Annotated in this window: 16 protein-coding genes; 8 read left to right on the top strand and 8 right to left on the bottom strand. The window is 68.0% G+C overall.

Features of this window, described 5'->3' with window-relative positions; all coding sequences use genetic code 11:
* The first annotated feature begins 195 nt into the window (after positions 1–195).
* The gene (locus KOR34_RS08700; protein ID WP_146564051.1) at positions 196–1,320 is read left to right on the top strand and encodes a baeRF7 domain-containing protein; all 1,125 of its coding nucleotides are present in this window, start codon (positions 196–198) and stop codon (positions 1,318–1,320) included.
* Between the two features lie 7 nt (positions 1,321–1,327).
* Here KOR34_RS08700 and KOR34_RS08695 read toward each other — a convergent pair whose 3' ends face one another.
* From KOR34_RS08695 to KOR34_RS08680, 4 genes are all read right to left on the bottom strand, one after another.
* Positions 1,328–2,872 carry a carbohydrate porin gene (locus KOR34_RS08695; RefSeq protein WP_146564049.1) on the bottom strand — a complete coding sequence of 515 codons (1,545 nt, stop codon included), beginning with the start codon at positions 2,870–2,872 and terminating at the stop codon, positions 1,328–1,330.
* Positions 2,873–2,974: 102 nt separating this feature from the next.
* Positions 2,975–6,727 carry a LamG-like jellyroll fold domain-containing protein gene (locus tag KOR34_RS08690; protein ID WP_146564048.1) on the bottom strand — a complete coding sequence of 1,251 codons (3,753 nt, stop codon included), beginning with the start codon at positions 6,725–6,727 and terminating at the stop codon, positions 2,975–2,977.
* Positions 6,728–7,035: 308 nt separating this feature from the next.
* Entirely contained in the window at positions 7,036–8,181 is a 1,146-nt protein-coding gene (locus KOR34_RS08685; RefSeq protein WP_197531261.1) for a HupE/UreJ family protein, read from the bottom strand.
* Positions 8,178–9,395: a tetratricopeptide repeat protein gene (locus KOR34_RS08680; RefSeq protein ID WP_146564046.1), complete on the bottom strand. Its 1,218-nt coding sequence runs from the start codon at positions 9,393–9,395 to the stop codon at positions 8,178–8,180. The genes KOR34_RS08685 and KOR34_RS08680 overlap by 4 nt, the downstream gene beginning before the upstream one ends.
* A 300-nt stretch (positions 9,396–9,695) precedes the next feature.
* Here KOR34_RS08680 and KOR34_RS08675 point away from each other — a divergent pair, with 300 nt between their 5' ends.
* On the top strand, positions 9,696–10,751 hold the full coding sequence (locus tag KOR34_RS08675; RefSeq protein WP_146564044.1) for a DUF4331 family protein: 1,056 nt from the start codon (positions 9,696–9,698) through the stop codon (positions 10,749–10,751).
* Between the two features lie 549 nt (positions 10,752–11,300).
* Here KOR34_RS08675 and KOR34_RS08670 read toward each other — a convergent pair.
* Genes KOR34_RS08670 through KOR34_RS08660 form a run of 3 tightly spaced genes read right to left on the bottom strand, consistent with a single transcriptional unit; the run spans position 11,301 to position 14,136 of the window.
* Positions 11,301–11,747: a hypothetical protein gene (locus KOR34_RS08670; RefSeq protein WP_146564042.1), complete on the bottom strand. Its 447-nt coding sequence runs from the start codon at positions 11,745–11,747 to the stop codon at positions 11,301–11,303.
* Positions 11,748–11,774: 27 nt separating this feature from the next.
* The gene (locus KOR34_RS08665) at positions 11,775–13,355 is read right to left on the bottom strand and encodes a hypothetical protein (protein WP_146564040.1); all 1,581 of its coding nucleotides are present in this window, start codon (positions 13,353–13,355) and stop codon (positions 11,775–11,777) included.
* Between the two features lies 1 nt (position 13,356).
* A complete protein-coding gene (locus tag KOR34_RS08660; protein WP_146564038.1) occupies positions 13,357–14,136 on the bottom strand; it encodes a glycosyltransferase family 2 protein in 780 nt (259 codons plus the stop codon).
* A gap of 489 nt (positions 14,137–14,625) precedes the next feature.
* Here KOR34_RS08660 and KOR34_RS08655 point away from each other — a divergent pair, with 489 nt between their 5' ends.
* The 4 genes from KOR34_RS08655 (at position 14,626) to KOR34_RS08640 (ending at position 18,860) form a co-directional block, all read left to right on the top strand.
* Positions 14,626–15,090: a CBS domain-containing protein gene (locus KOR34_RS08655; protein ID WP_197531260.1), complete on the top strand. Its 465-nt coding sequence runs from the start codon at positions 14,626–14,628 to the stop codon at positions 15,088–15,090.
* A 160-nt stretch (positions 15,091–15,250) separates the two neighbouring features.
* Positions 15,251–17,119, top strand: coding sequence for a 2-oxoacid:acceptor oxidoreductase subunit alpha (locus KOR34_RS08650; protein WP_146564033.1), 1,869 nt, complete (start codon positions 15,251–15,253; stop codon positions 17,117–17,119).
* Between the two features lie 90 nt (positions 17,120–17,209).
* Positions 17,210–18,235, top strand: a complete 1,026-nt coding sequence (locus tag KOR34_RS08645; protein ID WP_146564031.1) for a 2-oxoacid:ferredoxin oxidoreductase subunit beta — start codon at positions 17,210–17,212, stop codon at positions 18,233–18,235.
* A 97-nt stretch (positions 18,236–18,332) separates the two neighbouring features.
* On the top strand, positions 18,333–18,860 hold the full coding sequence (locus KOR34_RS08640) for a CBS domain-containing protein (protein ID WP_146564029.1): 528 nt from the start codon (positions 18,333–18,335) through the stop codon (positions 18,858–18,860).
* A gap of 675 nt (positions 18,861–19,535) precedes the next feature.
* On the opposite strand, the gene KOR34_RS08635 is transcribed toward KOR34_RS08640, so the two are convergent.
* Positions 19,536–20,459, bottom strand: a complete 924-nt coding sequence (locus KOR34_RS08635; RefSeq protein ID WP_146564027.1) for a sugar phosphate isomerase/epimerase family protein — start codon at positions 20,457–20,459, stop codon at positions 19,536–19,538.
* A gap of 719 nt (positions 20,460–21,178) precedes the next feature.
* Between KOR34_RS08635 and KOR34_RS08630 the strand changes: the two genes are divergently transcribed.
* Positions 21,179–22,192, top strand: a complete 1,014-nt coding sequence (locus KOR34_RS08630; protein WP_146564025.1) for a hypothetical protein — start codon at positions 21,179–21,181, stop codon at positions 22,190–22,192.
* Between the two features lie 82 nt (positions 22,193–22,274).
* On the top strand, positions 22,275–24,176 hold the full coding sequence (locus tag KOR34_RS08625) for a hypothetical protein (RefSeq protein WP_146564023.1): 1,902 nt from the start codon (positions 22,275–22,277) through the stop codon (positions 24,174–24,176).
* Positions 24,177–24,194 lie beyond the last annotated feature (18 nt).

Genomic DNA, 24,194 nt, shown 5'->3' with positions numbered 1-24,194 from the left:
CGGGGCTGCCCCGGGCTCTCCGGCCGCTTGCCGCACAGCCTGGCCGCCGCGCGGCCACCCAGCCCCCGCAGGTCCGTGCCTCCGAGCCGCCGGCGCCCCATTTGCTTCCTTCTTTCAGCCCCCGCGTGTCGCTGCGCACCTGGCGCCGGCCGCGGGCGAATGCGAACCGACCCCGCCGCTGAAAGGAGATCCGCTGTGAACACCACCGAGATCAAGCACGCTGATATTTCGTCGCTGGCAAACCACTCCTCCAAGCCGTGCGTTTCGATCTACCTGCCGACCCACCGCAAGGGCCGTGAGGTTCAGCAAGACCCGATCCGCCTGAAGAACCTGTTGGCGGACGCCGAGAAGCAGCTCCAGCAGGCGGGGCACGACCGCGAGCTGCAGCTCCGCCTGCTGGCCCCCGCGCAGCAGCTTCCCGGCCGGCCCGAAGACGACTTCTGGCAGAACTCGACCGAGGGCCTGGCGATCCTGCTGTCGCCCGGCAGCGCGGTCGGCTACCGGCTCACCGCGGCGACGCCGGAGCTGGTCGTCGTGGCGGACGAGTACTACCTGCCGCCGCTCCTCCGCAGCCTGCAGGGCGACGGCCGCTGCTACGCGTTGGCGGTCAGCCAGAACCGTGTGCGTCTGTTCGAGGGCGACAAGCACGGGCTGTCGGAGGTCGAGCACGCCAACCTCCCGCAGGACCTGGTCGACGCGCTCAACATCGACGAGTACCAGTCCGCGCTGCAGTTCCACTCCCACGCGGCGGCCACTAGCAGCAGCGCCGGCGGCGACGCCATCTTCCACGGGCACGGCGGCGGCGAGGGCGAGGACCACAAGAAGGAGCTGCTGCAGTTTTTCCACCGGCTCAACGCGCCGCTGATGAAGTACCTGCCGGGCCAGCGCGCCCCGCTGGTGTTCTGCGGCGTGGAGTACCTGTTCCCGTTGTTCCGCGAGGCCTGCGATTATCAACGGCTGGTCGCGGAGCCGGTGCCGGGCAACCCGGACGACCTGTCCGCCGACGACCTGCACCCGCGGGTGTGGCAGCTGGTCGAGCCGCTGTTCGCGGCGGATCAGCGGGCGATTGCCGAGCGGCTGGGGCTGGCCGAGTCGCGGGACCAGGGCAGCCGCGACCTGGACGCCATCGCGTCGGCGGCCGAGCAGGGCCGCGTCGACACGCTGTACGTCCGAGCCGACCTGGCGGACGGCCCCGGACAGCAGCGTCAGCGGTGCGCCGGCGTGGTGTCACAGGTGCTCCGCACGGGCGGCGACGTGCTGGTCTGCGACGCGGAGCCGGACGCGAGCGACTCGGGCTGCGCAGCGGTGTACCGGTTCTGAGCCGGCGTCACCACCAGGTTTCGACCTGGCAGCCCATCGAGAACCCGTCCGTCGACATCGCGTAGGCGGGGCCGCCGACCAGCCCCTCGAACTGCTCGGGCCACACCGCGTAGGTGCAAAACGCCCGCAGCGAAGGGCGGGAGAAGAACTGGTTGCCGGCCCGCAGCTCGGGGGCGATGGTGAACTTCTGCAGGGTACCCGCGACGCCCAGGTTGTCGTTATCGACGTGGTCGGCGCCGTACTCGAATGCCAACGCCCAGTACTCGGTCAGGTGGAGGATCGGGCGGAGGCCGCCGGAGGTCCACACCACCCGCGAGTCGGGGATGCTGTCGTTCTCGACCGACCGCCACACGAACGCCATCTGCATGCTGAGCCAGTCGGCGGGCTGCACGGTCAGCACTTCGGCGGCCAGCGTCTGGCGGGTGGCGTCGAGCGTGGTGAACGGATCGGAGAGGCTCGTGGAGAAGCTGGCCGCGGCGTCTCGGCCGTGCAGCAGCGCCGCCTTGTTGAAGCCGCCCAGCACGTCCTCGACGATGTGGATCACCCCGCCCGCCGCCCCGCGCGAGTTCTCCACCCGGCGGGCGTCGGGCAGGTCGCCGCCGGGCCGGATCGCCAGGTCGAGCCACAGGATCGCCCTGCCGAACGGCGCCGGCACGTCCTGCAGGCGCATGTCGAGGTGGTGGCCGGTCAGCACGCCGCGGTGCGTGATCACGTCCTCGAGCGACCCGCCCAGGTACGCAATGTCGAGGGTACAGCAGCCGAGGTCGATCTCACGGACGCCGCCGCCGTAGCCGGACATGTCGAGGTAGAAGAAGTCGTTGATGTGGATGTCGTGCCGGTCGTAGTAGCGCTGCCCCGCCCACCAAACCCAGTCCGGTGCGATGGCGAAGTTCTTGGCCTCGACCATCGCCTCACGCACGAGGTAGACGTCGTTGTCGACGTCGAAGGTGTCATTCTGCCTGGTCTGGAACGCGATCATCACCTCGCCGCGGAACTGCGGCTTCTTGCGGTCCGGCGACCACTCCTTGTCGAAGATGATCTCGCCGTACGTATCGGCCTCGTTGCCGAGCCGGTACTTAGCCGGCGCGCCGGGCGCCTGGAACGGGTCCTGCCCGCCGCCGCGGCCGTTGGAGCCAAATCCCGACCGCAGGTAGCCGTGGAAGATGATGAGGTTCTCGAGCCGCTCGGTCAGGCTGAGCCCGTCGGCGAGCTCCTGCGCGGCCGATTGCGGCAGCGCGTCGTAGGACGGCACCCGCAGCTCGAGCTGGCGTTGCAGCTCGGCCTCGGTCCCCTCTAGCGACTCGATCCGGCTGAACGCCTCCTCGCCGCGCGTGCGGACCCGCTGCTCGAGGTCGGTCTGACGCGTCTCGATCGCGGTGCGGTCCCGCTCGACCTGCGCCCGCAACTGCTGCACCTCCTGCTGGAGCTCGCGCAGCAGGGTCTGCGTGTCGTCCTGCGCGCCGGCCGCCGCGCACACGCTTGCCGCGAGGCAGAGCGCAGACAGGCAGCGCCTGACGCCGGCCGGCAGTCGCAGGGCGGTTCGGAGCCGCATGGGGCAGGGCGTGACGAGTCGGATTGGGCGGACGAGAGGAGAGAATCGGCCGAACACTACAAGACACGCCGACGCCCGGCAAGATTGGGCCAGGGCGCCGTGCTAGCAGCCTACCCGCGTGCGCTGCGTCAGGCTAAACGAGATTGCCATGAGCGCTGTCAAACCGGCTGCCATTGGCTCCGGCGCGGCCTGCGCGGCGGCGCCGGCCGCGGTGAGCCCGTAGCTGTCCCGCCAGACCGCGTAGTCTTCCTGGGTAACCCGGCCGTCGCCGTTGCCGTCGGCCGAGGTGAACGGCGCCAGCCCTGTGGCGCCCAGGCTGTCGCGCCACACGGTGTAGTCGGCCGCGTCAGTGGCGCCGTCGTTGTTGTAGTCGCCCGGCGCCCGGGCGACGTAGACCACCTGGCCGGCGATCGCCTTGGCGCCTTGCAGGCCGAACTCGAAGATCAGGTCGCCCGGGGCGCCCGCGCCGAAGACCGACGGGTCGTACGCCGCGCCGAGCGGCAGCGGCGCGTCGCCCGCCACCGGCGATGTCCCCAGCAGGTACAGCTCGCCCAGCTCGGTCGGGTCGGACAGGTCCGCCTCCTCCCAGCCCTGGCCCGGGCCGGCGCCGGCCCCCAAGCCCTGATCGTCCAGGCTGACCCAGCCGGTGGTGCTCAGCGCGCCGGCCGCGCTCCTGACGGCATAGTAGTCGATGCTGACCGGGCTGGCGTCAGTGGTGGACAGGGTCAGGTCGCCCGAGATGGTGTTCACGTACAGCACCATCGACGCGACCGGGGTCGGGCCGGCCAGGAAATTCTGGTCGACCTCGCTCGCCGACAGCGCGTGGTCGTAGATGCGGAACTCGTCGATCGAGCCGTCGAAGAACGGGTCGTTCCCGACAAACGTCGACCGGCCCAAGAACGCGTTAGTGTCGATCACGTCGCTGAGCGATTTGTTGTGCGCGGTCGTCCCGGCCAGCACGCCGTTGAGGTACACCGAGAACTGATCCGCCCCGCCGTTGGCGTTGTCGTCGATGACAAACGCCAGGTGGTGCTGCACGCCGGTCGGCGGCGACGCCGACGTGATTGCCGTGATGTCGGCCTGGGTGGTGAACCGGGCCAGCGCGGGGTTGCCGCCCAGCCCGCTCTGCGGCGAGTAGTAGACGTAGCCCTCGTTGGCGACCGAGCGGTCGCCGTAGTCGAACAGCCGCGCCCAGGTCTGGTGGTTGTCGGCGGTGAACCAGGTCTCGATGGTCAGGTCGGTGTACGACGAGATGCCGATCTGCGACGCGTCGAACCCGACGTAGTCGCCCGAGCCGCCTGGCAAGCTCAACTTGCCCTGGCCGTCCACAGCCGCGGCGCCGAACGCCTGGCCGTCGACGCCGCCGACGCTATCGGTCAGCCCGCTGTTGAACGTGTACTGGTGGGTCAGCGCGGCCTCGGCGTCGCCGCCGGCCAGCCCGGCCACGCCGGCCGCCACGGCGAGCGTCAGCAAGCTAACAGGAGACGCGGAGCGTTGGCGCCGCCGGCGGGCGCACCCGAACGCCACCGCGACCGACGCCAGCAACGCGGCGCCCGGCTCGGGCGCCTGCAGCAGGCCGGCGAAGGCGGCGGCGCCGTTGGCGGCGGTGTAGTCGGCCTTGAACAGCAGGAAGTCGTCGTGGTCGTTGTCGCCGTCGCCGTCCAGGTCGCCTAGGCCGTAGGACTCGGCAACCGTCAGGCCGTCGAACTCGGAGAAGAAGTTGCTGCGGAACAGGTTCCAGTCGTCCGGGTCGAGCGCGCCGTCGAAGTCGAGGTCGCCCCGGTCAAACGGCGCGCCGCTGTTTCCCACGTAGGCGACCTGCGCCTGCACCGTGGCGCCGCCATCCAGGGTCACCTCTAGTATTAGGTCCTCGTAGATCGACTGCACCCAGCCGCCCGCCGGGCTGAGCGCGAACGACTGCCCCGCCGCCAGCGACGCAGCCGTCCCCGTGGAGGCCTCGCTGAACAGCGTGTTGTCGCCTTCGGCCGACGTGACCTCCCACGCGTTGACGCCGTCGACTTCACCGCTTCCCGTGCCGCTGTTGTCGAGCCGTCCGGTAATCGGCGTCAGCGCGTCGGGATTGAGGGCGCCGGCGCCGGAGGTGACCTGGTAGCCCAGGACGTCGACCGGCTCGCCCGCCTCGTTGCTGAACGTGAGCGCCCCGGTGACGCGGTCGACGGTAACGAATACCTGCAGGTTGGGCACGACGCGGAAGATCTGCCCGGTGGCGCCGCCGGGGTAGTCGTTGCCGAAGCCCGCGTTGCCGCGTTGGCCGCCCATGTCGATGATGTACAGGTTGCCCGCGTTGTCCTCGCCAAACGAAACCACGCGGCCGATGCCGAAGTCGTCGCCCAGGGCGGGGGTGTAGGTCGGGTCCTGGGGGTCGACCATCAGCGTGTGCCACAGCGAGTTGAGGTTGCGGTTGAGCACCACCTCGCGTGTGCCCAGCGAGGCAAGCATCACACTCCCGTTGTCGGTCGGGACCTCCACCAGGTTCTGGTTCGAGCCGCTGAAGTCCTCGATCGGCGTGCTCGTGTCGAAGTCGAGCGAGAAGATGTTGCCCTGCACAAAGTCGGAGTAGAAGTACTTGCCCTGCAGTTCCTGGATCGGGCCGCGATAGACGTAGCCGCCGATGTACGCGCTGCGCGGCGTGCTGCGGATCTCTTCATCGCCGGCGGTGGAGCCCACGTTCAGCTGACCGTGGGGGCCCTCCTGGATCGGGTTGACGCTGTCGACCGTCACCGAACCGCCGCCGGACAGGTCCCACTGGATGCTGGTGTCGCCGTTGGAGCGGTTCACGAACACGCCCGTCCCCTCCACCTGTGGGAAACCAAAGTCGTAGGGGACCTGCGAGCCGTCGTACGGGTCGGCGGGCAGGAAGTTGATCTCCTCGCGCTGGATCTCGCCGACGTCGCCGGACCAGAAGTCGCCGGTCTGGCGATCGATGCTCATGCGGAAGGTGTTCCGCGTGCCGGTGAAGTAGAGCTCAGGCAGCGCCGGCGAGTAGCTGACCGACTGGGTCGGGCCGGTGTAGTTGAGCGTGGTGCCGACCAGCTGGTTGTTGGCGTCGTGCGTGGCGTTCCACAGCGGGATCGGGTTGGTGTCCGGGATCGCGAAGTTCTTCTGCGGGTCGGCGGGGTAGAAGTCCGCCTTGTTCGGGTCGACGTCGATCCTCAGCAGCTTGCCCTGCACGATGTCCGACTTCTGCTCCGGGCGCTGGTCCGCTGGGCGGCCGTTGGAGCCGTCGCCGGCGGAGATGTACAGGTAGTTGCGCTCCGGCGACCCGATCGGCGCTTCGTACGCGCGGGGGTCGAAGCCTATCCAGTCGACCACGTGGTTGTTGTCGCCGAACACGTTGGTGTACTCCAGCAGCGTACGGCTGACGACCGGCAGCCCGCCGCCGCCCGTGGGGACCGTGCCGCCCGGCCCGCTGGCGGCGTACTCCTCCACGTAGTTGACCGGCCCGCCGGTGGCCGCCGACGACACGTAGATCTTCTGGTAGCCGTCCGTGCCCGGGTTGTTGAAGTCCGGGTGGAAGGCGAAGCCCTGCGGGCCGAGGTCGAGCGTCAGGCTGCGGTGGCTGAGGTTGAGGACCTCGGTGGCGGCCCTGGTGTTCATGTCGTACCGCCAGAGGCTGCCGTGCGTGCCGTTGCCGGCGTTCGCGCCGCCCATGGTGGTCCGCGTCATGTAGTAGATGATGTTGGACGGGTCGCCCGGCGCCTGGTCCATGTAGACCGGCTGCTGCAGGCCGGACGCGACCCGCTCGACACGGTAGCTCTGGCCGGCCGCGCGCTGCCCGGCCCAACAAACGCCGCCTACCGCCAACAACAAAGCCAACCTGTACCGGTACCGCATGATGGACCCCTGATCCTGGTGCTCATTCAGAAATCGTCGATCACCCACGCCAGAACTGGTGGGGAGACCGTCTCGGACGAGTCAATCGACGAGTGCCTCAACCAGTCATCCTAGCCGGGCGGCGGGCGTCTCTCCAGCTGTTCGCCACGCCAGGGTTGCGACCTATCTCGCAGAGGGGCGTTTCGCGAATAGAGGCCCCCAGAAAGCGAACGCAGAACCATCCGCGTGAAGAAGAAGTGAAGAACGCGTGAAGAACCAGTTCCCCACTGGATTCTTGCAACGACAGGCAACTCGTCCAAGGCGAAACGCTAGAAGCCGAGGATCTCGACGTTCGCCACCCGCTCGTACAGCCAGATCGCCGCCACGGTAGCAATCAGCACGGAACCGGCCCGTAGCACCACCCAGCGATAGAATTCCGTGTCGCGCAGCAGGTACGCGATCGGGAAGAAAACCAACACGATCGCAAGCTGGCCGAGCTCCACCCCTACGTTGAACCCGAGCAGCGCCACGGCCAAGGTTGCGCTCGACAGGCCCAGGTCGATCAGCACGTTGGCGAAGCCGAAGCCGTGCACCAGGCCGAACCCGAACGCGATCATCCACCCCGACAACGGCAGCACCGGCCACAGGTTGTTGATCGCGGTCACGATGATCGACAGCGCGATCGTCGCCTCAACCATGGCGCTGGGCAGCGTGACATACTCGGTCACCGCCAGCCACAGCGTGATGGAGTGCGCCAGCGTGAAGACCGTGACGATCTTCACGACCGAACGGCACGCCGGGCGGAACGAATCGACCGGCCGCCAACGGCGATCCTCGCGAACCAGCACGGCCGGCAGCAGGAGCGACAGCAGGAACAGGATGTGGTCGTACCCGATCCAGATGTGCCACACGCCCTCGCGGGTGTAGTCGACAAACGCGTCGAGCAGGCTGGCGTCGCCCGTGTGGAGGGAGAGCGTGGGCTCCTCCGGGCTGAGCACGTGGGTGCTGGTCGCGCCGCCGCCCTGGTAGAGCACCAGGCCGCGGTGGGTCGGGTCAACGTCGAACAGCAGGCTGTAGCGGATCTCGAGCTCCGCGGCGTCGCCCGGGGCGTCGGTCTCGATGGACAGCACGGCGTACGCGCCGTCGCTGTGGTGGTTGACCTGCAAGGTGCGGACCGCCAACTCGCACGCGTGTCCGTCGGCCGACAAGTTGAGACGGCTCAGCGCCCGGGCGGCGATGGCCGGCTGCTTCGCCTTGAGCTCTCCCCAGGTGATGTCGCCATCCTGGTTGTCGTCCAACCCGATCAGGAACTCGAGGTCCTTCAGGGCGATGTCCCACTCGACCTCCAGCCGCTCCCCACCGCCGGTCAGGCGCAGGTAGCTGTCGCTCGGCTTGTGGGCCAGCGCCGGGACGCAGGTCAGCAGGGCGGACGCGGCGATTGTGAACCGCAGCACCGAGTTGCGGAGGCTGGTCACTCGGCCGCCTCCAGTTGGTCGACCAGCCGCTGCAGGTCGACGTCTTGTGTGTTGTACCGCCTTAGGAACGCCAGCACGGGCGACGCGGCGGACGGGTCGTCGGCGGCGAGGGCCGCCTCCAGCACGTTGCGGCTGTCGCGAACCTCGCGCTGCTTTTGCCAGTTGGCCAGCGCCAGCCCGAGCGCCTGCTTCGGCTGCTTCTGGAGCTCCAACGCGTAGCGTGACTCGTACCGCCCGTGGGGCTCGCCGCCCCGCAGGCGGATCTCCTCGAAGCGGCTCTCTAGCTGCCCGCTCCAGTCCCTGGCCGCGTCCGCACGCCCCAGCCGGTCGGCGGCGATCGCCGCCCGCAGCAGCACGCCGGTGTCGCTGGTGTGGTCACGCAGCAGCGGCAGCACCTCGTCTTCGCGGCCCCGGTCCAGCAGGAAGTCGGCGTACGCCCGCAGCAGGTAGGTGTCGTCGGGGTGGAGTTCCAGCCCCTCGCGGTAGTGGCGTTGGGCCTCATCGTTCTTACCAAGCGCCCGCGCGACCTCCGCCTGCATGGTCAGCACCCACGGCAGCGCGTCGGTCCAGCGGTCGCGCGCCACCGGCAGGATGCGGCCGAGGGCGGCGTAGGCCTCCTCCGCCTGGCCGGTCGCCGCCTGCACCGGGACACCGCAAAACATAACGGACGCGGCGTCGGCGAAGCCGGATAGGTTCTCGCACGCCTGCCGCGCTTCATCGAGGCGGCCCTGCACGCGGTACAGGTTCGTCAGCTCCACCCACGCCTGGACGTTCCGCGGCGCGCCCTCCAGCAGCAGCCGCAGGTCGGCGATGGCGTCATCGTAGCGGTGGTCGCGTTCCTTAATCTTCGCCCGCAAGAGCAGCACGTCGGGCGGCGGGGCCTCCTGCGACCACCAGGGGGCGAGGGCGGCCTGGGCGTAGCCGTAGTAGCGGGGGTCGGACTGCTGCTTGCCCAGCGATACATACCGCTCGGCCACCTCGACCGCCAGCTCGCGGTCGCTGGGGTCGTCAGACAGCCGCCGGCGGAGCGCTGTCAGCGCGCCCTGCTCGGCGAGCAACGCCTTGGGGAGCGTCTCGAGCACCTGGCCGTCGCTCTCGGGCGTAAACGGTCGGCCCGCCAGCGCTCCGCTGGCGAGCAACCAGGCCAGCAGCCCGGCGGCGAACCGCGTCCGCGTTCGTGCCCACCCAACAGTTTCGTTCTCGATGCGCCGCAAGGCGTGCTCCCAATTGTGGCGTTCGCGGCCCCCGGCGTCGCGCAGCGGTAGCCCAGGCCGCGCGGAGGGCCGTTAGCTATGCGTCTGCGGCGCGGGGTTGGATCTCACCATTAGCGAATCATCCTCGAATTCGCCGGTTCGCCGAATCCGGGCCGCGTCGATGGCCGTAGATCCAGCGTGCGGACCGGCGGGGGCGCCGTCCTGCCCTCGTAAGGCGCCCTCCCGCTGGTCTGTGCAGAACCAGGTTAGACGCAAACCAACCAGCGCCACTGACGCCGACACCCCTAGCGAGCCCTCCTCATGTTGAAACTCCCGATCACAACTCTCGCAGCCTTAGCGATGTGCGCGGCCGCCGGCCGGCTCGACGCCGCCGACCACCTCGACGCACCATCGCTGTCGGGCGCCGGCCAGGTCGACATTAATGACCTGTACGCCTTCCAGTCGCCCGCCAACCCGTCGAACTCCGTGCTGGTGATGACGGTGAACCCGCTGTCCGGCGTGCTGAGCCCGAGGACGTTCGACCCGTCGGTCGCGTACGAGTTCGCCATCGACTACGACGGCGACGCCGTCGAAGACCTGACCTACTCCGCGTCGTTCGCCCCGGCGGCCGGCGGCGTGCAGGCCTACACCGTCACCCGCTCGGCGGGCGGCGCGTACGCCGGCGTCACCGGCGGCAGCACCACGGTCGGCGGCGTGCAGGTTTCGGCCGGCCAGTACGACGACCCGTTCTTCTTCGACCTCAACGGGTTTAACGAAACGCTCGACGGAACCGGCGGCTTCACGGGCGAAGACTTCTTCGCCGGCGCCGACGTGTCCGCCATCGTGCTGGAGGTCCCCAGCGCCGACCTGATCAACCCAACCACGATGGACTCGAACATCGCCGTCTGGGCCCGCACGGTCGACAGCGGGGGGATGCAGCTCGACCGCATCGGCCGGCCTGCCATCAACACCGTGCTGATCTCTGGCGACGCCCGCAAGGAGGCGTTCAACGCCGGTGCGCCGATGGACGACCCCAGCGAGTTCGGCGCCGAGGTCCAGGCCCGCATCGAGGCCCTCAACGGCGGCGACACGGCCACCGCGATGAGCCTGACCGGCGTGCTGCTGCCGGACGTGCTGACGTTCGACACCGCCAGCGCCGACGGGTTCCTCAACGGCCGCGGCCTGGCCGACGACGTCATCGACGCCGAGCTGGGCCTGCTGACCAACAACGCCATCACCACCGACATGGTCGACGGCAACGATGCGGCCTTCCTGAACGTGTTCCCCTACCTGGCGCCGGCCAACGTGCCGGAGCCAGCGGCCGCGACGCTGCTGCTGATGGCCACGCTGGGAATGCTGCAGCGCCGCCGCAGGTAGGACCGCAGATAGGGTGTCAGGAACCTATATAGTAATGGTTCCTGGCGCCTTCTTCGGGACTGATGCTCTTAGTTCACCCTGACACCCTACGCGACACGGGCAGCAACAAACTCACGCCGGCAAACTGGAATGAGTTAACCCACGTTCGGTAGCCGACGGCGCCGTCACTATTGCGTGCTGGAAACAAGGTCAAAACAAGAAACCCGGCAAGCAAGAAGACACCGCAACTAACACGTACAGGACGCCTTACGTTGCGATGCCTGGCTGACCAGCTCGCTGCTGCCAGCAGCAGCGCTAGGTTAAGAAGCGTTCCCAGAAAGCTGTAGGCCCAAAGCTCGGCGGAGGGTGCAGCGCCGAAAACGCCAAGAACGCCTAGCAGGAGCATCGCCAAACCGATCATGCCATCGCTTGAGGCTGGCAGGAAGAGAGAAGCGGCGAACGTCCCGAGACCCGCTAAAAGCGCTAGCAGAGCGACGTATTCTGTGAGTGAGTACTGAAACCGCATGTTTGCGCTCAACGATGGGCGTACGCTTCGCTACCGCCCCCCTACTATCTCCATAGAAACGCCACGATGTCTTCGAACTCTTGATACTCATCGACTTCCCAGCCGCTTTCCACCCACTTCCACACACCGTCCGACTCACGGAGGTCAAGCCGGATCACGCTGCCTGAATCAGAGGCCACGCGTTTCCCACTCACAAAGACCAGAACGTGGGCACAGCAGTTGATCCCCCGGGCGCCATCGTCTTGATCATAGCCGTCCAGACTCAGCAGCGCCTGCCATTGGTATTGAAACGGCGGCATCGGCGACTGACACGCCAACTTGCAGAACCATCCGGGGAATGCGCCCGAAACATCGATTCGCGATTTAATCACCTCCACCTCGTCCACACGGATCGCGCGCTTCAGCGCCTCGATGAGCTGCCCGGCCAGTTCCTCCAACTGCTCTCGAGTGACTTCCTCGCCGGCAGCTAACGCGTTGAGAGTGCTATGCATGACAGTGTGAACGAGGGCCGCCCCGTTTCACCCTCCAACCTTTACCACCCGTTCCATCCGCTCCCTCAGGTCCTCCTCAGGGAACAAACAAAACGCGTACTCACGCGACTCCAGCAACGCGGCGGCGCGGATTTGGGCGGCGACTTGAGAGCGTTCGGCGGTGAGTGCGGCCCGCTGCTCTTCGACGTAGGGCTGCAGCGCAGCGTTGGCCGACGTGATCGCGCGGTGCCGCTCGGCGGCGTTGGCCGGCGTTTTGTCAGTCTGGACCCAGCGGCGTTTGCTTTCGATTGCCGCCTGCGCGGCCGCGTCGGGCGAAGTAGTGTGCCGCTCGGGGTGGAACTCCAGCGAGCGTAGATCCGCGGCAATCTCAACCGGCCGGCCGCGGTCGACACGGTCGTGCGGGATTGGCAGCCGAAGCGTGGCGGTCGCCGTGGCGTGCGGCGGCGGGGCGAAGCCGTAGTACAGCTCGGCCGCGCGCTCGGCGACCTGGTCGTACTTGGCGCCGCCAATGCCGTGGATGAACACATCGGCCAGCAGCAGACGGGCAAACAGCGTGGTGATCAGCGCGCGGGAGCGGATCTTGACGCCTTGTTCGAATCGAAGCCCGGCCAGGGCGGCGGAGCCGGCGTTGAAACTGGATATATCGGGCAGCCGCCACTCGCCGCCCGCGAGGTTGGAGAGCAGGAGTCCACCGCCAGACTGCCGGGCGAAGAGCGGCCGCCGCGTGGGGTCGCGGTCGGTCCAGACCCAGAACGGCGCCTCGAGCCAGCCGTCCTGGCGGTGCAGGTCGGGGATCGGCTGGGCGGGGGTGCGGATCTTGTGGGCGGCGCGGTACTCGGCCAGCGCTTGGTTGTGGGCGGCGTGGAAGTCGTCGAGCCGCAGCAGCAGGTCAAGCGCGAACCAGCGGAACGGCGAGCTGTCGCACACGGCGCTGATGGGTGCCTCGGCGGTGTCGAGGCCCCACTCGCGTTCCAGCGTGTGGCGGGCGGAGCAGAACGCCGCGCCGAGGTTGGCGCCCGCCGCAACGGCGGACAACACCTGCGGCCATAGCTCGGCGACCAGCGGGCCTTCGACCAGCCCGCCGAGCGCCTCTTCAACGCGTTGGGGGAACGATCGCAGCAGCGCCGGGTCGGCAACACCCCGCTCTTCGTAAGGCAGGGGCGCCGCGGCGGCGTCGAACGGGACCGCCTCGACCCGGGGCCCGTTGGCGTCGCCGGTCGGTGCGTTGACGCTAGGCGCGCGGCAGAGGTCGGAGTCGATGATCAGGTTGACCGCGCGGCCACCCACCTCGCGGCTCAGCCGGTCGAGCAGGAAGTTCTTGAACCAGACGCCGGGGTGGTACAGCTCCGGCTGGTGGCCGGTCATCACGAGCGGCAGGTCGGCGGCACTCTCGGTTAGCGCGCCCGCGGCATGCAGTAAGGTGAACCGGGCCGCCTGGCGGAGCTCGGCGAGCGACTGCCCGCCGAAGTCGTAGGGCAGGGCAGCGGACTGGCGGCGGTTGGACTCGACCAACTCAGGCAGGTCGGACCAGCCTGGGTCGACCAGCGACTGGCCGTCACCCCGCGGCGCGCGGAACTGGCGATACGCAGAGCGGTCGGCCCGGGACACGCTACTTGTCCTGCGAGAGGCACGGGTCCATGCTCAGCGGGACCGGGTCCTGCGACACGCCCGGCACTAGTGGCGAAGGGAGGGCGGCGACCGCGCGATCGACGACCTCGCGGTAATAGGCAAGGCGTTTGGCGGACTCGTCGAGGGCGCCGCCGAAGCTGCGTTCCTCGTCGAGGTAGATGAGCGGCACCGGGACCTCGGTAATCCGCAGCCGGCGGTGGACGGCCTGGACCCACAATTCCAGCGGCATGGCGTACCCGTCCTCCGTGAGGTCGAGCCGCTTGAGCGCTTCAACGCGGTAGGCCTTGAAGCCGCAGAAGGCGTCGGTGATGGACAGCCCGAGGCGGTCGTTCAGCTCCTGGGTGATCTGCCGGTTGATGCGGCGGCGGTCGGCGGGGGCGGCGCCGGCGGTGGCCTCGTCGAGCCCGAGGTAGCGGCTGCCGGAGGCGATGTCGGCGTTGCTGCAGGCGTCGAACAGCTCGGAGATCCGCTGCGGCTCGTGCTGGCCATCGCAGTCGATGGTCACCACCACCAGGTAGTCGTGCTTGATGGCGTAGTCGAACGCGGTCCGCAGCGCGGCGCCGTAACCCCTGTTCTGTGCGTGGGTTTCGACGTAGATGTCGGTCCGCTTGTCGAGGCACTCCCCGACGCCGTCGGTGGAGCCGTCGTCAACAACCAGGACATCCTTGGCGTGCCGTCGGACCTCATCCAGCACCGAGGTCAGGTGGGCGCGCTCGTTGTAGACGGGCAGGGCGGTAAGGCAGCGGGAACGCGGTTTCATAGGCAATCGGCTTCGCCCGGCGAGGGGCTCGAGACTCGGTGGGATGCGGGCGGCGGTGTGTGGATCCCTCAGGCCGGCCCCCGCAGGCTAGAGTCGCGTCTGGCGACTAGTCATCATAGACAACCACCCCCCGGGAGGCGAACCGCAGAGCGGCGGCCAGCGTGAACTTGGTCACGCTGGCGGGGGCGGATCGGGCCGGTTCCGCAAGCGTGCTAAGGGGCTGCGGCAATAATGACAAATTCCGCGTCAAAAGCGTCTCTTTTGCGGTTCAAACTGGGATGGGTGGATGTTAAACTCCGGCGTGAGAGCGTGTTGTAGCGGCTACGCACGTCGGGCAACCGACGCGGCGCAGGCCGATGCCGGCCCCGCGCCCGCGCTCTCGCATGCCAAAGCGTCTTGCCGGGCGTGTTGCCCGACGCGCGTGACGCCCATCTCCGGTTCGCTAGCACGGCGGCATCCGAGTGCCCCGACTGCTCAGGTCCTTCTGCCGTGGACTTCCAGCTCAGTCTTTCGAGTGAGAGCGTCGGCGCTACTCAGCCCGACACCCCCCTAGCAACCGCACCCGACGAGCCACTCGCGAACGTGCTGGGGCTGTTACGCGCCCAGAAGCAGGCCGCGGTGATGGTCTGCGACGGCGCCAAGCTGGTTGGCATCTTCACCGAGCGCGACGCGCTGCGGCTGCTTGCGGAGGGCGCGGACCTTGCGGCCCCGGTCTCCTCCGCGATGTCGACCGACCTGATGACCATCCGGCCGGAGACCACGGTCGGGCAGGCGATCCGCCTGATGTCCGAGGGGGGCTACCGCCACTTGCCGGTGGTCGACCCGGACGACTCGCCCACGGGCGTGGTGGCGGTGCGGGGGATTGTCCACTACCTGGTGGAGCACTTCCCGGACGCCGTGTACACGCAATCGCCGACCGGCGACCGCCCCACCGCCGAGCGCGAAGGCGCCTGATCCCGCGGACCCCACGCCATGCCGCCTTCCCCAGGGCTTGCCACCACCGACCCGCCCGCCAGCACACACCTAACCTCCCACTGAGCGCCGACGCCCGTCTGTGCTCGCCTCTTTCGCCAGGCCGCCCAACGCCCGGCGACACAAGGAACCAACGCTTAAGATGTCGACCGCAATAGAGAAGCAGGTAGAGAACCTAGACGAAGCCACCGTCCGATTCTGCGGCGACTCGGGCGACGGCATGCAGCTGGCCGGCACGCAGTTCACCAACACGTCGGCCCTGGCGGGCAACGACGTCGCGACCTTCCCGGACTTCCCGGCGGAGATCCGCGCCCCGCGCGGCACCAAGGCGGGCGTGAGCGGGTTCCAGATCCACTTCTCCAGCCAGGACATCTACACCCCCGGCGACACCGTCGACGCGCTGGTGGCGATGAACCCCGCGGCGCTCATCACCAACCTGCCCGACCTGCGGCAGGGCGGCATCCTGATCGTCAACACGGACAACTTCGACAAGAAGGGGCTGGAGCAGGCCGGCTACGAGAGCAACCCGCTGGAAGGCGGCGACCTCGAAGAGAAGTTCAAGGTCCACCAGATGGACATGACCAAGCTCACCCGCCAGGCGGTGGACGGGCTCGGTCTGAGCGTCAAGGAGGCCGACCGCTGCAAGAACTTCTTCGCGATGGGCCTGGTGTTCTGGCTGTACGACCGGTCGCTCGAGCCGACGCTGCGGTTCATCGACGCCAAGTTCGGCAAGAAGCCGGAAATCGCCCAGGCGAACGTCGCGGCCCTGAAGGCCGGCTACCACTACGGCGACACCGTCGAGGGCTGGAACACCCAGTACCTGGTCGCCAAGGCGAAGCTGCCGGCCGGCAAGTACCGCAACATGATGGGCAACCAGGCCCTGGCCTGGGGCCTGGTCGCGGCCGCCAAGCTGTCGCACAAGCGGCTGTTCCTGGGCGCCTACCCGATCACGCCTGCCAGCGACATCCTGCACGAGCTGGCTAAGCACAAGCACTTCGACGTGCTCACCTTCCAGGCCGAGGACGAGATCGCCGCGGTCACGTCCACCATCGGCGCCGCCTTCGCGGGCGAGATGGCCGTCACCGCCAGCAGCGGGCCCGGCATCGCGCTCAAGGGCGAGGGCCTGGGCCTGGCGGTCATCACCGAGCTGCCGATGATCTGCATCAACGTGCAGCGTGGCGGGCCCTCCACCGGCCTGCCCACCAAGACCGAGCAGTCCGACCTGCTGCAGGTGATGTTCGGCCGCAACGGCGAGTGCCCGATGCCGGTGATCGCCGCGAGCAGCCCCTCGGACTGCTTCGACGCCATCCAGGAGGCCTGGCGGATCGCGGTCGAGTACATGACCCCCGTCTTCTTCCTGACCGACGGCTACATCGCCAACGGCAGCGAGCCGTGGCGGATCCCCGAGGTGTCGGACCTGCCCCGCGTCCGGGTGAAGCACCCCGAGCCGATGCCGGACTCCAACGACGAGGGCGCCCCGAAGTTCATGCCCTACGCCCGCGACGAGAAGCTCGCCCGCCCGTGGGCCGTGCCGGGCACGCCGACCCTGGAGCACCGCATCGGCGGCCTGGAGAAGCAGGACCTGACCGGCAACGTCAGCTACGACCCGGCCAACCACGAGCACATGATCAAGACCCGCGCCGCCAAGGTCGCCGGGATCGCCAACGGCATCCCCGAGCAGGCCGTGGACGGGCCCGACAGCGGCGACCTGTTGGTCATCAGCTGGGGCGGCCCCTACGGCGCCTGCGCCACCGCGGTGCACCGCGCACAGGCGATGGGCCACAAGGTCAGCCACGCCCACCTGAGGTACCTCAACCCGTTCCCCAAGAACCTCGGCGAGCTGATGGGCCGGTTCAAGAAGGTGCTGGTGCCCGAGATCAACTGCGGCCAGCTGCGTCTGCTCCTGCGTTCCGAGTACCTGGTGGACGCCATCGGATTCAACAAGGTGCAGGGCAAGCCGTTCGCCGTCGGCGAGATCGTCGAGAAGATCGAAGAAGTGCTGGCCAGCTAGGCCCGTCACCAAGCAAACCACCCCACACAGACCACACCAACCAGCCGCCGCCCGACAAGGCACGCTGGACTTGATGCCCTAAGGTTCCCCATGTCCGTCGACCTCCCGCTCCCCGTCCTCACCCCCAACGACTTCGCCAGCGACCAGGATGTCCGCTGGTGCCCCGGCTGCGGGGACTACTCCATCCTGGCGCAGATGAAGAAGGTCATGCCGACCCTCGGCCTGCCCAAGGAGAAGATCGTGTTCATCAGCGGCATCGGCTGCAGCAGCCGGTTCCCGTACTACATGAACACGTACGGCATGCACAGCATCCACGGCCGCGCGCCGGCCGTGGCGACCGGCCTCAAGACCTGCCGGCCCGACCTGCAGGTGTGGGTCATCACCGGCGACGGCGACGGCCTGTCCATCGGCGGCAACCACCTGATGCACGCCATCCGCCGCAACATGGACCTGAACATCGTGCTGTTCAACAACCGGATCTACGGGCTCACCAAGGGGCAGTACTCGCCCACCTCGCCCGCCGGCAAGAAGACCAAGAGCACGCCAATGGGCTCCATCGACAACCCGCTGCACCCGCTGTCGATCGCCATCGGCGCCGAGGCGACCTTCGTCGCCCGCAGCATCGACACCAACATCAAGCACCTGGCCGAGACCCTCAAGCGCGCCGCCGACCACCGCGGCACCGCGTTTGTCGAGGTCTACCAGAACTGCAACGTGTTCAACGACGGCGCCTGGAACTACGCCAAGGACCGCAACACCAAGGCCGACACCACGCTCGAGCTCGAGCACGGCAAGCCGCTCATCTTCGGCAAGGACCGCGACAAGGGCATCCGCCTCAACGGCCTGGAGCCGGAGGTCGTGCAGCTCGGCAGCGGCATCGCCGAAGACGACCTGCTCTTCCACGACGAGCGCTCCCACGAGCCCAGCCTGGCCTACCTGCTCAGCCGCATGCGGTACGAGGACGGCTACCCCGAGCCGATCGGCGTGTTCCGCGCGGTCGAGAAGCCCAAGTACGACGACATGATCAACGACCAGATCGAGGAGGCCACCAAGGCCCACGGCATCGGCGACCTGGAGAAGCTGTTCAACGCCGGCGAGACCTGGGAAGTGGAGTAGGGGGCAAGAAGCCAGAGGTCGGGGGTCAGGGACTTTTGGCGCGCTCTCCACACGGATCCTGACCTCTGACAACTGGCCTCCGACCTCTCCCTCTGCCATGCTTATCCCCTGCCCAGCCTGCGGCGCCGAGAACATCGAGGGCGCAGACATCTGCGAGTCCTGCGGCGCGCCCCTGGCCGAGCTATCCGTCCGGGCGCCGCAGTCGTCGGCCGAGGCCTCGCTGATGGAGGACACCGTCGACCGGCTCGACGTGCGGATGCACGCCAGCGTGTCGCCCGAGGCGACCGTCGGCGAGGTGCTGAAGAAGATGGTCGACATGGCGGTCGGCTGCGTGACGATCGTCGACAACAAGGGCCGGCTGGCCGGCATCTTCAGCGAGCGCGACGCGGTGACGCGGCTCGGCGCCGACACCACCGACCGCCGCGACCAGCCGATCATGAAGTACATGACGCCCAACCCGGTCACGGTCGACCAGCACTGCCGCATCGCGCTGGCGCTGCAGCAGATGGACATCGGCGGCTACCGCCACCTGCCGGTGCTGGACCGCGAAGGCCGGCCGGTGATGCTCGTTTCGATCCGCGACATCCTGCGGTACCTGGCCGACCGCGTCGGCGTGGCGGGCTAAGACGACTCTCACGACTTGCTGCTCTTCTTGTCGCCTAGGGTGAATGCCGCGCCCGCGCGCTCCAAGCGACAACCGGTAGGCGCTACACCGTGCGGTTCCGCACGACACACAAACCGTCTCTCGCGATCGTCAATTCCTTGTTGCCGGCAAACACGCGGGCCGCTGATGAAAGTCGCGCAAGGTGGCCATTGGCACGGGTGTTGCATCTCCCAATTAGTGCGTGGCGTTCGCCCCCCGGGGACCGAGCGGCTGGCTCCTGAAGGAGCACGCCAAATACGAAACGGCCGCAAGAAACGTCACGCCCGTTTACCAACAACGCCCCCGTAGCGCGGGCCCATGAATTCAGCGGCGACGTATCTTCTCCGCACGATCGCCGCTTGGCTCGGGTTGTTAGCGTGACGCAACCCGGCCATGCGTGATGGCGGCCTCCTGAGGTGAGGCTCGAGGCCGCCGCTGGGCCCGCGTGGGGGCGCTTCTATGCGCACGGTTGTGTGACGACGGCCTCAAGGCGGAACTCGTAGACCGGATCAAGCGGCGCGGCAGCCTCTGCCTTCTGCACGACTCAACCGCCGCGCTGCTCCGGCAAGCCTGGGTACCGCCGATGCAGCGCGGCAGTTCAGAGCCCACGAGCGTCTTCTCGACTGCGCTGCCTGATCTGATCGACGCCTTGCGCGCTCAACGCACATCCTGTTGGACAAACTGCCGCAGGTAGTTGTGCGACTGCCGCAGCGCGGCCTTCCGGTTCTCGAGCGTCCCCTCGTAGGCGCGGTCCTCCACCTCGACGCACACCGGCCCCTGGTAGCCAACATCGCCCAGCGTGCTGAAGAAGGCGCCCCAGTCCACCTCGCCCAGGCCGGGCAGCTTCGGCGTGTGGTAGTCGTTCGGGTGGGCCAGCACGCCCACCTCGTCCAGCAGGTGCCGCTGCACACGCACATCCTTAGCGTGCAGGTGGAACAACTTCCCGGAGAACTCACGCAGCGGCTTCAGGTAGTCCATCTGCTGAAAGACCATGTGCGACGGGTCGTAGTTCAGGCCGAACGAGTCGCTCGCGATGTCGGCGAACATCCGCCGCCACACGCGTGGGGAGTGGGCCAGGTTCTTGCCGCCGGGCCACTCGTCGGCCGTGAACAGCATCGGGCAGTTCTCGATGCCCACCCGCACGCCCGCCGCCTCGGCGTGCGCAATGACCGGCCGCCAGACGTCGAGGAACCGTGGCCAGTTGTCGTCGACCGAGCGGGTCCAGTCGCGGCCCACAAACGTGTTGACGTTCTCCAGTCCCAACGAATTGGCGGCGTCGATCACCCGCTTGAGGTGAGCCACGCTCGCCCCGCTGACCGCCGGGTCCGGGTCCAACGGGTTGGGGTAATAGCCCAGCGCGCTGATCGTGAGCCCGCGGGCGGCGAACATGTCGAGCACCTGCTGGCCGCCGCGCTGGATCAGGTCGATGTCCAGGTGCGACACGCCCGCGTACCGGCGTTCCGCGCGGCCGGTCGGCCAGCACATCACCTCCACGCATGTGTAGCCGATCTCCGCCGCCACGTCCGCGACCTGCTGGAGCGTTAGCTCGGGCAGGATGGCGCTCATGAACCCCAGCCGCATCCGATGCTCCTCGGTGTAAATAGTTTTGTCCGCTTACAGCACATGCAATCTTAGGGACAAAAGTCGGCTGGTTCTGTCCCCGTCCGCTTGCGTTTGGATCTTGTATAGCAGTCTTAACCAGTCGACAGGGCGGACAAGACGCTTGGAGTTTTGTCCCTTACAGCAGCGTCCAGTGGGACAAAACCCTGCTCGCTCCGGACCGACGCGCCGCAAACTCCTCTCACTCCATCGCCGAATGCCATGCCTTGGGCACGCACCGGTGCCCAAGGCAGCCCACTGCATCTCCTCCATTGGACCGCGCTGGGTGGCCGGTTTCTACGAGAAAAATAGAGAGTCGCCGGAATAAACGAGTGGCATATGCTGCGATCAGGCAAAGTGGCGCGCCAGCTGCCAATTCCGTTGCCAATCCCGTTCCGGGCTCGGTGAGCGAGTCGTGGCGGCAGTTCTTTTCTGAGAATCATTGGCAGAAACGGCGGGCTCCTCGTATTACCTGCATGAGCACTGTCCGTACGCCCAGGTCGGGTCCAGCGGTCGCTCCGCCCCCTACTCCGAAAGGCCGTGCAGGCGTCGCCGACCCGGTCCCGGCGGTCGCCCGCAGCCATCTCCTCCCTAGCCGTCAACCACCGCAGAGTCGGCGTCGAGCGGCGTTCCACCTACCTCCGGTGAAACCCAATCCGCGAAGCTCTGGCTGAAGTAGTCCTGAAGAAGGAAACGAATCGATGACACGAACGACTCTGACGTCGGTCGCCCTGCTCGCCTGCCTCGCGGCATCGTGCGCCACGCAGCCCGCGGCCATGGGGCTAACCATCTACTCCGACGCCAACGACGGGTTCCTCGAGGTGCGCGACATCCTGCCGCCCGCCGGTGAATGGCCCCAGGTCCACCCCGAGACCTTCGGCACCTACAACGCGAATGTCGGCGAGTGGTTCGGCCAGGGGCTGACGGCGATTGTGCTGCCGTTCCAGATCCCGAACCTGGGCGCCGTCTCCAACCCGTTTACGGACGCCAACCTGGGCGTGATGGTCCACGAGGTGGGAACCGGCCCGACAACCACCGACATCGACCTGTACGCCGTGCGGACGGACCCGAACCCCGCGATCCTCACGGACGACTACTACAACGGATCGGCGCCCGATCCGACGCCCGGCGTTGCGCTGATCCAGGAGGGTTTCCTCAACGCCTCGAGCCCGGTCGGTTTCGTCGGCGCGCCCAACAACTTCACCGACGCCGCCGGTGACGCCGCGCTGCTCACCTACCTGAACAACGCGTACGACGGGGGTTCGGGCGCGGGCGACTACGTGTTCCTGCGGCTGAGCTACGGCGCCGACGACTTCGCGACCGTGTGGGACGCCTACAAGGTGACCATGCGTGAGGCGGGCCAACAGGGCGAGTGGCCCGTGCTCACGCTCGGCATTGTCGCGATCCCCGGCGACACGGACGGCAACGGCCTGGTCGAGTACCCCCAGGACTTCGACCCGATCCTCAACAACTGGCGCGAGACCAACGACACCTTCGGCATGACGCTCGCCCGCACCGACGGCGACCTCAACGTCGACGGGGTAATCAACGTGAGCGACTTCCGCGAGTGGAAAGACGCCTACCTCGCCGCGGGCGGGAGCCCCGAGCAGGTGCTGGCGGCGTTCGCTTCGCTGGGCGTACCGGAGCCCACCTCCGCGGCGCTGGCCGCTCTGGTCCTGACGGCCGTGGCCGGCGCCGGCCGCCGCCGCGCCTGACCACGGCTTCGGTATGCGTCCCACACTCCAAGCGCAGCGGGCCCCGGCTCCGGCGCCTCATCATCAAGGCGATATCACCATGATGCCCACTTTGCGAACCACGGCCCTGGTCGCGGCGTTTCTCGCGGCGCCGCTTGCGGGCGTCGCGACGGCGCAAGAGAACATATGGATCGGCTCGGACGGCGGGTTCGGCGGCGACGGCGTCTCGTTCTCTGACGACAACAACTGGAGCTTCCTCGTCGCGCCGGACGGCACCTTCAGCCGCGCGGTGATCGGCGCCGACCCGGGGTTTGCAGTCGGCACCAACCCGGTAGCCGACGTTGACGGCGACCTCTCGTCTACGCCGACCCCGCAGCTGGTGCTCGGCCGCGGCGGAGCCTACAGCGGCACATTGAATATCGCCGCGGGAGACCACCTGGTCGTCGGCACGGGCACGGAGAACACGGCCGGCGACGTTCCCGCCAATCTGGTAGTGGGACTCGATGGCGGGCTAGGAACCCTGAACGCCTCCGGCGGTGTGCTGACAATCGGGAACGAGCTTGCCACGCCCACCAACGCCAACGCGGCCAGCTCCGTTAACCTGTCCGGCTCGGCGAGCGTCACCGCGGGCGCGGCGTTCCTGGACCGGAACCTCACGATCACGGGCAACGGCGTGACGCTGGCGATCTCGGGCAACGCGATCCTCGGCCAGGCGGGCACACACACGTGGAGCTTTGGCGCCGGCGGCCCCTCGGCAATCTCGGTTGGCGGGCAGCTCGACCTCGGCGGCACGCTGAAGATCGACACCCAGGGCGCGGCGCCGGCGGTCGGAGACTCCTACCTGCTGGCCGATTCCGGATCGGTGATCAATGGCTTTTCCGCCGTCGACACGTCCGACGTCCCCAGCCTGGGACTCGGGGTCACGCTGCGAGCGGTATCGACCGCCGGGGGGACCAACGGCGTACAAACCAGCGTCGTGGTCGAGCAGCAGCCGGTGCTGGTAGTGAACCGCCGGTCGGGCGAGGCCTGGATACGCAACCCCGGGGCGGCCGCCGCGATCCCGATCGACTCGTACGATGTGCTGTCCGCTGCCGGCTCGCTTGATCAGTCCAACTGGACCAGCATGGCGAGCACGATCGGCAGCAGCGGGTGGCGGGAGGCCAACCCGGAGGCGACCGGACTGTCGGAGCTCAACCCACTCTCCTCGCAGGCGTTCGCGACGGGCACGACCATCGCGCTTGGCGCTGTCTTCCAGCCAGACGACCGCCCCTTCGGCGAGGATACGGACGATGTCGCGTTTACCTTCTCGCCGGCCGGCGAGGGATCGGTGGGAGGGCTTGTCGTTTACGAGGGCGTAGCGACCGACACCCTCACACTCAACGTCGACCGCACGACCGGGGCCGCCCAGATCATCAACGGCTTTCGGGAGGCGGTCTCGATCGACACCTACGCGATTACGTCCGAGTCGGGCTCACTCTCGCCCTCCTCGGGCGGCTGGACGCCCATCGGTGGTGGGTGGCGGGTAGCGGACGACGGGTCGGGCGCCGTCTCGGAACTCAACCCGCTGGGTATGCTCAACCTGGCGAGCGGCGCCGCCCAAGGCCTCGGCGCGCTCTACGACTTCGCCGCCTCCGGCGCGGAGGAAGACCTGGTGTTCGAGTTCTCGCTGCCGACCGAGGACTTCTCGCGGTTCGGGAAGGTCGTCTTCGACGATGAGCTGACCGTTCTCCCGCAAGGGCTGCCCGGCGACTTCAACAACGATGGGTCCGTCGACGCGGCGGACTACACCGTCTGGCGGGACAACCTGGGCCAGAGCGACTCCGCCCTTAACGGGAACGGCACCGGCGCCGGGACGGTTGTGCAGGCGGACTACGCGTTGTGGCGGTCGCAGTACGGAGCGTCCGCCGGCGCATCGGCCGGCTCAGTAGCAGCGCCCGAGCCGGGGGCCGGGTGTCTCGCGTTGCTGCCACTAGTGTTCTCGGCCTGCAGGCGGCGGGCTCGCTAGCGTTCGGATCGTTGCCCC

The organism is Posidoniimonas corsicana (assembly GCF_007859765.1).
Classification (GTDB): domain Bacteria; phylum Planctomycetota; class Planctomycetia; order Pirellulales; family Lacipirellulaceae; genus Posidoniimonas; species Posidoniimonas corsicana.
This window is presented reverse-complemented; position numbering and strand designations above follow the sequence as displayed.